At 55.5% G+C, this 12,156-nt stretch carries 9 protein-coding genes; 1 reads left to right on the top strand and 8 read right to left on the bottom strand.

Going from position 1 to position 12,156, the window contains the following annotated elements; genetic code table 11:
* Window positions 1-161 precede the first annotated feature (161 nt).
* A complete protein-coding gene (locus XX99_RS18625; protein WP_050060876.1) occupies window positions 162-1,220 on the top strand; it encodes a cobalamin-independent methionine synthase II family protein in 1,059 nt (352 codons plus the stop codon).
* 25 nt (window positions 1,221-1,245) lie between these two features.
* On the opposite strand, the gene XX99_RS18630 is transcribed toward XX99_RS18625, so the two are convergent.
* The 8 genes from XX99_RS18630 to XX99_RS18665 all read right to left on the bottom strand — a co-directional run bounded on the left by XX99_RS18630 (window position 1,246) and on the right by XX99_RS18665 (window position 12,102).
* Window positions 1,246-1,827, bottom strand: coding sequence for a carboxymuconolactone decarboxylase family protein (locus tag XX99_RS18630; protein WP_050060877.1), 582 nt, complete (start codon window positions 1,825-1,827; stop codon window positions 1,246-1,248).
* A 141-nt stretch (window positions 1,828-1,968) separates the two neighbouring features.
* Window positions 1,969-5,088, bottom strand: a complete 3,120-nt coding sequence (locus tag XX99_RS18635) for a TonB-dependent receptor (protein ID WP_050060878.1) — start codon at window positions 5,086-5,088, stop codon at window positions 1,969-1,971.
* Between the two features lie 209 nt (window positions 5,089-5,297).
* Complete coding sequence (locus XX99_RS18640) at window positions 5,298-5,987, bottom strand: response regulator transcription factor (protein ID WP_082125701.1); 690 nt, start codon at window positions 5,985-5,987, stop codon at window positions 5,298-5,300.
* 38 nt (window positions 5,988-6,025) lie between these two features.
* Entirely contained in the window at window positions 6,026-6,400 is a 375-nt protein-coding gene (locus XX99_RS18645) for a response regulator transcription factor (RefSeq protein ID WP_050060880.1), read from the bottom strand.
* A 236-nt stretch (window positions 6,401-6,636) separates the two neighbouring features.
* Complete coding sequence (locus XX99_RS18650; protein WP_050060881.1) at window positions 6,637-7,266, bottom strand: cytidylate kinase-like family protein; 630 nt, start codon at window positions 7,264-7,266, stop codon at window positions 6,637-6,639.
* Between the two features lie 11 nt (window positions 7,267-7,277).
* Window positions 7,278-8,879 carry a DHA2 family efflux MFS transporter permease subunit gene (locus tag XX99_RS18655; protein WP_050060882.1) on the bottom strand — a complete coding sequence of 534 codons (1,602 nt, stop codon included), beginning with the start codon at window positions 8,877-8,879 and terminating at the stop codon, window positions 7,278-7,280.
* Entirely contained in the window at window positions 8,876-10,150 is a 1,275-nt protein-coding gene (locus tag XX99_RS18660; RefSeq protein WP_184085071.1) for an HlyD family secretion protein, read from the bottom strand. The genes XX99_RS18655 and XX99_RS18660 overlap by 4 nt, the downstream gene beginning before the upstream one ends.
* Entirely contained in the window at window positions 10,147-12,102 is a 1,956-nt protein-coding gene (locus XX99_RS18665) for a TolC family protein (RefSeq protein WP_082125703.1), read from the bottom strand. Before XX99_RS18665 ends, XX99_RS18660 begins: the two co-directional genes overlap by 4 nt.
* Window positions 12,103-12,156 lie beyond the last annotated feature (54 nt).

Consider the following 12,156-nt stretch of genomic DNA (forward strand, 5'->3'; position numbering starts at 1 on the left):
ATCGGAGGATGGCAGATTATAGAGTTCGCCGGCGATTGACGAAGTGTACGTCTTATCAATTTTTCGGAATTAACCTTGACGAAATCGTAGGATGCAGCTCGAACGCACGCATCCATCAAAAGATGGATGAGTCAATTGCGGCGCCGGAATAGAATGACGCGATGAGGACTGAGCCTATCGGCAGTATCCCCCGTCCATTGTCGTTGATAGAAACCATCGCGGAGTTCGAGTCGGGAACGAAGAGCCGTGTCCAACTCGACGAGGCGTATGCGTCTGCCCTTGGCGATACCATTCGGCGGCTCGAGCAAACTGGATCTCCGGTCCTCACGGACGGTGAGCAAACCAAGCCGAGTTTCGCGACTTATCCTCTTTCCAGGCTCGGAAATCTTGCTGCGGACGGAGTGGTCATTCCCTTCGCAGACGGGCACACCCGTCAGTTACCTCGGTTGACCGCCGGTCCTTTTCGCTATGCGGTGCACGCGGCGGAGTTCATACGAGCCGCCCGTTCTTACACACAACGTCCTCTCAAGCAGGCCGTGATTGCCGCGTCTGCACTAAGCCTGATTTACCCTTCTCAAGAGATTCCGAATTATCCGCGCGAGGCTTTTCTCTCGGACCTTATTGATGAAGCTGAAGCAGATATTCGCGGTGCACTTAAGGCAGGTGCAGATTCCGTGCAGATCGATTTCACGGAAGCGCGGCTGTCTCTCAAGCTGGATCCCTCCGGTGGTTTGCTCCGCAGCTTTATCGCGTTGAACAATCAGGTGCTCGATCGCTTCACTCCGGCAGAGCGTCAGCGCATAGGCGTGCATGTCTGCCCAGGCGGCGATAGGGATTCCACGCACAGCGCGGACATCGACTATGCGGGCCTTCTTCCGGACCTCTTCCAGATGAAAGCCGGCCGGTTCTATTTACAGATGTCCAGCGAACCGGATCGCGCGCGGGTTTTACGCATACTTCAGGAGCTTGTCGCGCCAAATCACCTCATCTTCCTAGGCGTGATCGATCCCATCAATCCGGCAATAGAGACGGCTACTCAGGTAAAAGATCGGGTGCTCGAAGCCGCGTCTTTCATTCCGCTCGATCAATTAGGAACAACGGACGATTGCGGCTTCGCTCCGTTTGCCGACGACACCTCGACCGCACGCGACGTGGCCTTCGCCAAGATTCGAGCCCGGGTTGAGGGCACCGCCCTGGCTGCTCGGGAACTCGGGCTCTGATACCGGCGCTGAACATCGTCCGCAGCTACCGCGTGACGTGAGCAATTGCTGTCTCGGTCACCGATTCATATCCGCGCGCGACAATCTCACGCGCATTGCTGCGATAGATATCTGGATTTTCTGGAGCCCATGTGCCCAGGCCATCGACGTAACGGTTGCACATGCAGAAGACTGCGGCAATCAGAACTGTGTCGTGAATCTCGCGGTCCGTCGCGCCATGCGCCCGAGCATCTTCTACGTCCTGCGCGAGCACGTTCTTGCCTCCAAGCTGAACCTTGCCGGCAATATTCAAAAGCGCCTTCAGTTTCGCCGGCACTCTCGCGTTCACCCAATCTGTCTTTATGGAGTGGACCAGTGCCTCGTCGTCGAGGTGAACGGCGGCCACAGCGCCGTGGATGGTTTGGCAGAAAAAACAATCGTTTTGCGCCGAGACATGAGTCGCAATCAGCTCGCGCTCTCCGCGAGAGAGAGTGCTTTCTCCGCGCAGGAGAATATTGACAAGTTCATTGATGGGCGCCGCTGTCTCCGGACGAAAGGTCATGGGACCGACAATGCCTGGAAACTCGCGGCCAAGTTCGTCGGAGATCGGTAGATTGATATGGGCCATTGAATGAGAACTCCTTTGTGAATGTGATCTCGGTTGCTGCTTCGCGGCTATTGCTTAAGTTTCTGCAGCGCCGGAATAAAAATCGCGGCAGTGAGAGCGCTTCGATACGCGCTCTCGATGCGAAGCGAATCATGTCGGCGGTTAGAACTCCAGTTTGAGTGAAAACTGGAATTGCCGCGCCGCCCCGGCAAATGTTGGCGATCCAAACGTGGGGTTGAAAGGGCTGGTAACGCCATCCCCGAACTTCTTGGGAACAGGACCGCCGAATTCTCCCGAACCGTAAACCTGATCGACATCCTGTACGTTGACGCGGTTCAGCAGATTAAGCGCCTCAACTCTTGCATTCGCCTTAACCCGCTCGGTCACAGCGAAGGTGCGCTGCAGCCGCACGTCGGTATCGTAATACGAATCGCCGCGGTACGAGTTGCGGCCGATATCTCCCACGCGATCGTTGAAGGGAAAGCCATCTCCGTTGATATCGGAGCCCGCGAGAATGCTGTAGAACTGTGGACTCTGCAGAGTGTTGACCATGGATAACTCGAAGTTCCGTAGGGGAGCCACCCATGTCTCTGGGGAAGTTCCCAAAGCAGTGAGCGTCAGACGATGGCGAACATCGTTGTCGCCGACTGCTTTATCTAATTGAGGTTGAAGATAGTCCTGCGGCTCGTCCTGCAGCTGGTTTTCTGTCGCGACATCAATGGATTTCGAGTAAGTATAATTCGCCATCAGGCTGAAGTGATTCGCCAGATCCCTGCGGAGCCCGATCGTTCCAGCGTTGTAGATAGCCCATGCGGTGGGCGTAGCGAACAGGACGAAGCCGAAGTTTTTATCTGCCGGAGCGAACTTCTGCCTGCCATCGGAAAGAAATCCGTCAGGAAGGCCGTTGACGGTGTTTGAGCTGTTCAAGTGGATGGCGTGCAAGTAATGGTAGCCAAGGGTCAGATGCCAGTCTTTGCCGAAGTCATTTGCAATTTCGACGTTGGCCTGTTCGGAGTAGCTCCTGGGGAAGTCCCGCTTTGCGAACCCCAGGGGAAACTGTTGCAGAGTCGTCGGGCTCGGATAGGCGCCAGTATGCGTGAAGTTGGAGAAGGCCGCTCCAGCCAGAACTGGCCCCTGGGCTCCTACCATTCCGGCCGGCCCAAAACCAACCAGGTCATTCGTAGGATCGGAAAAGTCCGGCAGCAGCGGCTGGTCCATGTGGGTGAATGCCGACGCGCCGTGCCAGTCGTTAACGAAGCTGCTGTATTCGAAGCTTCCGCTAAAGATGCTGAAGTTCGAACGCACGACGGTCTTTCCGTTTCGCAGCGCATAGGCAAAACCCAATCGCGGCTGGACTCTGGAAAAATCTGTCGGATTCATTTTGCCGATGATGCCGAGATCCACTGCCGACGGAAGCACGTCGAAGTCATAGCGCACGCCGAACGACAGCAGAAGGTTTTTGCTGGCGCGCCACTGGTCCTGGGCATAAAGGCCCACGATCTTGTGCCAGAACTGCACCGCGTCAGCGGCTTGGCGCGCCGGTCCACCCGGTCCAGCGTAGAAGCCGGTCTCGAATGGCAAAGTACGCGCCGGAATCTGCTGCCCGAATGCGGTCCTCGGCTGCTGGAAGATGAATTCAACCGCGGTCCCGGGGCCGAATGGAGGTCCGCCGAAGGGGCCGGCTCCAAAGAAGCTCTGTGGACTGAAAATACCGACACCCGGAGTGAAGTATGGCGTTTGAGCGGAAAACCATATCGGTTGAAACTCGCCACCTATTTTGATTGTGTTCTTGTCATGGGTATAAGTGAGCGCTTCCTTCGACTGAAAATGATGCTCGCTATAGTAATCCACTCCGCCAAGGAAGCCGCCGCTGTAGAGCTCATCCGCCACCTGGATGGTGGGCTCATATCCGGCGCCGACGGGGTTCATATAGAAGATGCGGCGGCCAAAATTGACTGCACTTTCCGAAGCCCATCGGTCGTTTAAGAGATGGAATAGATTTCCATAAACTGTCTGGTCATGGACGCGGTTATCGCGGTAGCTCGATGGCAATCCTTGTCCGGGAGACGCCGCCGGAGTGTTGTGATTCCCTACATCGGCGAAAAGATAGCCAACCGTAAGAGAGCTGCGATCGCTCAGCGCGTCAGTAAATTTGCCAAAGGCGTTGTCGTAGTTCTGAATCAGAAGGATCGATCCAAGATTTTCGGGAGACAGCCCCAGGCTGCTTTTGACCTGATTAATGCTCGGCGTTCCGGGCCCGAGACAGCCGGGAGTATCGATGCACGTGAGAATGAAGTGGGAATAGATGGGAGACTCCGCGCGGCGCTGTCCCTGGTAGCCCAGAAAATAAAACGCCTTGTCGCGCCGCACCGGGCCACCCACAGTGGCTCCATACTGATTGAAGCGTAACGTGTCGAAGCCGGGCGCAGAGAGCAGATTGTTCGCGTCGAGCTGATTGTTGCGGAAGTATTCATAGGCGGAACCATGCAGATCGTTGGTTCCGGATTTGGTGATGGTATTCACGGCTCCGCCGAGATTCATGCCGGCATCAGCGGGATCAGGCGTATTGGTCACGCGAAATTCCTGCACCCAGTCAAGCGATGGGCTCACTCGCTGCACGCCGGAGACGCTGGTGTTGTAGTCGACACCATCGAGGCCATAGAAGACACTGTGTGTTTCACGCAGTCCGCCCAGGCTGATCATGAGCACAGTTTCCTGGAAGGCCGATTGGGCCGCGGTCGTGGTGCTACGGCCAATCGTGGCCGTCGGAGTGAGGAGAACAAAGTCGATGAAGTCTCGTTCCGGTATGGGTAGATTGGAAATTTGCGAAGGTTCAATCACCTGGCTGGCTTCGGTTCGCTCGCTGTCCGCGCCTCGCACGGTATCGTGGACTTCAACACTCTCAGTCGCACCATGAACACGCATCGCGATGTTGAGAACAACATCTTGTCCGAGCGTCAGCGTAAGCGGCGTTTCATATGCGCTAAAGCCGCTGGCATTCACCGTCAGTTTGTAAGAGCCCGCGGCAAGTCCGGGAAGAACTGCCACGCCAAGTTTGTCTGAAAGGGCTGCTCTCACAATTCCGGTGTCAACGTTGCGGATCGACACGTTGGCCTGGGTGATGGCGGTGCCGTCGGGCGCGTTGATGTTGAGGCTGAGGCTCGCGAATTGCTGGCAAAAACTCGGAATCACCGCCACAAAAAACAGCAGCAGGAAAACCGGTAGACGCCGGCATGAATAGAGCAGCCGCTCGCATGCGGATGTGCGATGTAGGTGTGTCATCCTGAAAATCCTCGGATCGATCTGGATTCGCGACAACAATAGGGGACATTGAGGTGCAGCCCGGATTCTGCCGGATTACCAGGAAGCGCGAAACCAACTAGAGGAGGGTTAGTATCTCCATCGTTCGGTGGATGGAGGTGGCTGGCTCTTTCAATCTTCAATTGATGAAGCTCGTCAGATTACTCGGCGAAAAGACGGTAACGTTGGTCCTACTTGGACGCGAAGGTTCTTGGAGCAGACTGCGGAAGTCGAAGGAGCGCGGCCATATTCACCAGTTCCGCTAGAGATGCGGCGTTCATTTTCCGCATCATGGAGCCGCGATGAGCCTTTACTGTAATCTCGCTGATTTGCAGCTCGCCTGCAATTTGCTTGTTCAACATGCCGACGACCACCAGGGCCAATACTTCGCGCTCGCGAGGAGTGAGCCGGGCATGCCGATCTTTTAACGAGCGAAGTTCTGCGTCGCGAGCAAGGAAAGCCGTGCTGCGATCAATAGCATTCCGGATGGCATTCAACAGAACATGGTCTGCAAAAGGCTTCGTCAGAAATTCGACTGCGCCCGCCTTCATTGCCTGCACGGTCATCGGTATGTCGCCGTGGCCGGTGACAAAGATGATCGGCATATCTCGCTGTTCAACCGCAATGCGCTTTTGCAGTTCTAGACCATTCAGGCCGGGGAGAGAAATGTCCAGGATCATACAGCTTGGCGTAGATGTTCGAGGATGCGCAAGGAACTCCTGTGCGGAGCTGAACGTCTGGACCTCCAGGCCTTCGAGACGAATCAGTGCCTCAAGCGATTCTCGAACGGAAATATCGTCATCGACGACGAACACCGTCGCTGCATTTTGTGAACTGAGGCACGCAGTCATTGGAGGACCATATACACTTGCGGAAACCATTGTACCTCTGCGTAACCAGTCGAATGGCCAGTTGTATGTCAATTGGCTCGAAGCGCGGCATTCAGCGCATTGAGCAGAGCCGTATCGGTAAACGGCTTAAGTAGGCAGTCCACTGCTCCTTGTTCGATGGTGTCTCTCCGCACAGCCTCATCCTGATGCGCAGTAATGAAGATGATCGGCGTCTGTACTCCGCGACGCTTCAACTCGCGATGGAGTTCCGGGCCACTCATGCCTGGCATTGCAATGTCGAGGATCAGACATCCGGTCCGTAAGACGATATCGGATTCCAGAAACTCCTCTGCCGAAGAAAAGGTAAGCGCCGTAAACCCGAATTCCTTCAGCAAATCAGGTAGAGACTCGCGTACGGATTCATCATCGTCAACCACCGATACCAGCAAACGTGTATCCGTCATAGGGGTCCCATACCCTGCCTGATCAAAACTCAGAACGTGTTATCCATCGGCATATCTAAGAGGCCAGTGCGTCCCAAGAATGCGGCAGAAACTGATCTCGGAAGCAGATCGACCGCGCGGCCGAGTTTCTTGTGGAGCTCCGTTTGTGGCGAAAGTCTAGCGATCATCATGCGCCATCAGAGCGAAAATCTCTATTGTACTTAGGTATTAGTTCGAGGTTAGGTGGCCTATTGAGGCTATTTACGATTGCGCTCAAGCTGCCGGAGACACTCAACGAGCATTGTGGCAGTACAGGACTCCCCCATCTCGGTATTAAACATTGCGTGATACATGTGTCGTTCTGGCCATTTTAGTCCGAGATGCTGCCGGACGAACGCCGCTCGCGCATCATCCGTTGTGTCGATCAGCTTGATTGCCTTATCCTGGCTTTCGCCGCCAGAGATCAGTCTGCGGATCTTATGATCGCGAGACGCGTAGAGAAACACATGGAACACATCCTTGCGATCATGCAGAAAAAATTGCGATCCTCGCCCGACAATCACTGAGGGACCGCTGGAAAGCGCTGTCCGGACCGCTATCTCTGAAACAGCCGCGATCCGGCGCGCATCGAGTGAATGCAGCCGGTTGGTGGGCGGCAAGCCTCCCTCGAACGCACCCCGTAGGAAGTCCTGAAAAACCCTGTACACAACGGGATCGGTTCGCCATTCTCTGCGCTCGACCGCCTCTGGAGTACTCTCGGTCAATTGTGCAATTTCCTGCGTCAACCGCTCGTCCCACAGACTCCACCCAAGGAGACTGGCAACCAAGCCTGCAATTTCCGATGCCCCGCAGCCGAATTCGCGCTCAATGGTTATAGCCTGAATCATTGCGTTTATCCTCAGCCCACCGCGACATCGCCGCCTGCTCCTGGATCATTCTTCTTCAGAAAAAATGCAAGAACAAACATGATGGAGCAGAGCGCGCCCAAGACCCAAAAGATGTCCATATAGGACAGTGCGCCACCTTGTTGATGCACCTGTTCGTACAGCCTCGCAATTGCCTGGTCCTGGGCGTCCGTGGCTCTTAGCCCCGAGTGCGCGATCTTCGAACTCAATGCGTGGAATGCCGAACGATAGGCAGGAGAATCGGGAGTGATGTGGCCGACAAGAATCTGCTGATGATATTGAGCGCGCCGGGCAATCATCGTGGTCACGACGGAAGTTCCAATACTGCCGCCAATATTCCGCATGAAATTGATCATGCCGGAGACGCTATTGCCTTTCTCCGGGGGAACTCCAATGTAGCCAGCCGCCGTGATGGGGACAAATAGGAATCCGATTCCAATCACCTGAGCGGCACGCAGCCACATGGCGAATTTGAAGCTGACGGACAAGTCAATCTGGTTCGCGCAGTAGAACAGTCCGATGGCAAGGCATAGCCATCCGGTTGCGATCAGCCATCTGGCTTGAACCTTGGATGTAAGCCGGCCGACGATGGGCATCATCACCAGCAAGATAACTCCCCCGCCGGACAAGACGAGGCCTGCAAGCTCTGCTGTGTAGCCCATGAGTGTCTGCAGAAATTCCGGGATCAAGACGAGCGTACTGAAGAGCATGAAGCCCATCATGAACATCATCAAGTTCGCTGCCGCGAAGTTGAAGCTCTTGAACATGCGGACATCGATGATCGGCTCTTTGCGGAACCATTCCCAGATGACCAGCGAGACAAGACAAACGGTTGCGGTTATCACCAGCGTCGTGATGAAATGCGAGCCGAACCAATCGTCTTCCTGACCCTTGTCCAGAAGCACCTGCAGAGACCCCACTCCCAGCGCCAACAAGGATATGCCGATGTAGTCGACCCGGATACCACCTCTCTTTAAGCGACGGAGGAACGGCGGATCCTCGATCAGGGTGTGCGTCAAATAAAGAGCCAGGAGGACTATGGGCAGCGTGATGAAAAATATCCAGCGCCACGAGTAGTTGTCAGTAATCCATCCTCCCAGCATGGGACCGACTGTAGGAGCGAGAACGGCAGTAATGCCGTAGACGGCAAACGCGGAACCGCGCTGCTCTGGGGGGAAGGTATCGTTGAGAATGGCCTGTGCCATGGGCTGCAGTCCGCCTCCACCGATGCCCTGCACCGCTCGAAACAACAGCAATAGCGGCAGACTGGGCGCTAAGCCGCAAAGCAGAGAACTCAATGTAAAAATGGCAAGCGACATCATGAAGTATCGCTTGCGGCCGATCAACTCCGCGAGCCATCCGCTGATGGGTAAGACGATAGCGTTCGCAGCAAGGTACGAGGTGAGCACCCAGGTGCTGTCGTCGTAGCTGGCCCCCAAGCCTCCGGCAATGTAGGGCAATGCAACGTTGGCAACGCTCGTGTCAAGGACTTCGATAAACGCCGCCATCGAGACGACAGCGGCAATCGCCCAGGGATTGACCTTGGGGCGCCAGACGACTTGCCTCGACGGAAGAGCCAATGTTGCGGCGCTCATCGCAGATACACTTTTGCTTCGATATTCATACCCGGTCGAAGCTGGCGGTCACTATTTTCGCCTGGCTCGAGAACAATCTTGACCGGAACTCTCTGGACAATCTTCACGTAATTGCCGGTTGCATTTTCGGGCGGCAGCAAACTGAAGATTGGGCCCGTTCCTCCGGCAATGCTGTCGACATGGCCGTCATATGTGCGGCCATTCGAGTCGAGTTCGATCCTGGCCTTCTGGCCAACACGCATGTGCTTAAGCTGAGTCTCTTTGAAGTTCGCGGTGACCCACACCTGATCCAAGGGAACCACCGTGAGCATCTGCTCCCCGGGGTCGACGTTCAATCCAACGACGACTTTTTTGGTGACCTCTCCGGCTACGGGCGCAAATATCTTGGTGTATCCCAGATTCAACTGCGCCTGTTCGACAGCTGCTCTTTTCTGGTGCGCGTCTGCGATGGCTGAAAGTGCCTTGGCGCGCGTTGAAGCAACGCGCTGCGGGCCGGCCTGGGCATCTTCGTAGTGTGCCTCAGCTTCAGTAAGGCGGCTGTGCGCTTCGAGAACCGCTTGTTCGGCCGCGGCCTCGTCCGCTTCTGCCGCGGCTACGGCGGCGACATCGGCTGCCGCGGTAGCATAAGCGTGATCGTAGACTTGCTTCGGCACCTCTTCCTTCGCGAGGAGCAAGTGATAGCGGGTGACGTCATCCTGCGCCTTTACATTTTCTGCTTGCGCTTCCAGTATCCGGGCGTGGTCGGCGGCGACTCGCTTTTCTGCCGCGTGGATCGCTGCTTCCGCATTCTTAATATCCGAGGACGTGGACTTCAATAGGCTTGCGGTATCGACGGAAGAAATCGGCACGTCGATATTCGAACTATTGGCTGTAGCTTCTGAAGTGTCGAACGCTGCCTGGGCTCTTGCCAAGGCCACTTCATAGTCTTTCGGATCGATCTCGACGAGAGTGGCGCCTTCATCGACCCATTGATTGTCTTCAACATTGACCTTCTGGATATATCCGGAAATGCGAGCGCTGACAGGATAAAGATGAACGTCCACCTGCGCATCGTCGGTGGATTCGAAACCAGAAAGATAATGCCAGAGGAATGCACCAGCGACGACCAGGGCGATGATCGAGACAAGAAATATCCAACGCTTGTGGGAGCGCCTCTTCGGATACGCGGAGATCGACGGCTTAGCCGGGCCGGCGTTGCCTGCGGCTGCGTCTTTCTCCGGCGAAGTTGCCTGCAGTGGATTCGTTGCTGGGTTTTGCTCGGCCGGACTCACTTTCCCTCCACGTATTCAGCAAAGCGCGACTCCGCGACGCCGGTCGATCTCGCTAGAGCTATTTTTGAAAGGTTGTAACTGTAGAGACTAGCTATATAGGCGTCAGTAGTAATTGCCAGAGCATCTTGCGCTTGAACGACTTCAATGTTGTCCGTAACTCCCGCAGTAAATCGATCACGAGATTGCTCCAGGTTCTGAGTGGCGAGCGTTACCGCACTCTTCTCAACAGCCACTTCCTGCGCGGCCGCATCTAGATCGAGATAGGAGTCGCGAACCTCCTGATCGATGCTGGCTTGCAAATCCTCAAGTCTTTGCTTTTCTCTAGTTAACGAAGCGTCGGCTCGGAGAATATCTCCGTGCACTCTTCCGCCTTGAAAAACAGGGATGCGGAGCGTGGCCGCCGCATCGACAGTGCCGTGCGATGAGCCTGGATTAACCCCAGAGAGACCGTAATCGGTTTCCACGCCTAACGATGGATAACGCTCGGCAGAAACGGCCTTTCTCTCGAGCTCAGCGGACCCGACCTGGTTCGCCTGGCTCTGGAAATCGGGGCGAGCCTTGTAGGCGCTTTGAATCGCCTCATCGAGACTCGAAGGCGTCAGTTCCTGGAAGGGGATCTGCGTGGTGATCTCGAACTTTTGCCCGAGAGGAAGGCCGATAGCTCGTGCCAGAACCAATTTCTGTTTTGCTAAATTATTTTGCGCGACAATCAGTTTCTGTTCGCGTGACTGCAGTTGAACCTGGGAGCGCAGAACGTCTACGGCCGAAGCAAGGCCTGCGCTCTTCTGATCGGATGCCTGCTGAAAAAGCGCCTTAGCGGTGTCTCGTTGCGATGTGGCCGACTCCACTTCAGATTGATCGGCAATCACCAGCAAATAGTTGGAGACAATGACAAGCACAATAATCTCGCGGGCATCTTTGGAGCTGAACTCCGCCGACTTGAGCCGCGCCTGTGAAGATCGAGACCGCTCGATGGATGTCCAATCAAAAACGGATTGCGTGAGATAAGCTCGTGAGTCGAAGTAGCCGAATGGGCCAATGATCGGAGGCTCTCGAGGAATGGTCAGGCCGAAGGCGGCCTTCACATTGACCTGATGAGCTCCGAACCCTGTGTCGGTGATTACATGGGGGAGCAATTCGCTCAGCGCCTGCCAGCGCTGTCCACGGGCGTCTGTGACGGCGTCCGAGGCCAGGACTCCAGCCAGATTCTGTTTCAGTCCAAGGGCCACAGCGCTGTCGAGGGAAAGTTCCACTGGCGTCGCGCTGAGTTGGCCTTGAGGAACTCCTCCCAGGTACGGATTCTGCGAGAGGGTGTGATCGTTATTCTGTCCGGACTGAACGGCCGTCCGCGGCGATCCTGTTACTTCGGCTAAAGCAATCGGGTTGTACGGCGCCGGCGTGGCGGGCGCGTTGTATTGCGCAAATGCGCCGGCTCCTCCGAGAAGGGAAGAACTAATCAGTAGCGCCTTATTCCACGGTTTGTACCGTATGCCGGATCTGCGCCAGAGAAATTTAGATTCTCCCTTCAGGCCTGTTGTGGTTTTGTCCATTTCCGATCGATCCCAAGGGGGTTCCGTGAACGCGGGAGACCATAAATCGCCGCTGCTCACTTGGAGGATCACACCAGATGAGCAAGAGGAAATCCATTGTACTTTGGTATCGAAAGGCATCTCGGCATCGATGAAGGCCACGGTCCAATAAGTTTTACGCCGTATGGCTGCAGCGCATGAAGATGTTGCACCGCCATGCGAGCATATTGGGCCGTGAAGCCTAATGCAAACTGGTTTTCGCCACCCTATACCTAGGTATCGACCGATACTAACGTCTAATAGTTTGCTCGTCACCCTATCTGGCCTAATTGCAAATACGTGTTCGAGCTGAATTACTCCATGATTTGTATAAGTCCCGCAGTGAACCGGTGATGGGAAGTTGTCGATATGAGATTTCGTCATCAGGCAGAGCGAGCGCTGTCGCGGGCAGCGGCCTCAAGGCTACTTGTAGCTGGC

Origin of the sequence: Silvibacterium bohemicum (assembly GCF_001006305.1) — a bacterium.
Classification (GTDB): domain Bacteria; phylum Acidobacteriota; class Terriglobia; order Terriglobales; family Acidobacteriaceae; genus Silvibacterium; species Silvibacterium bohemicum.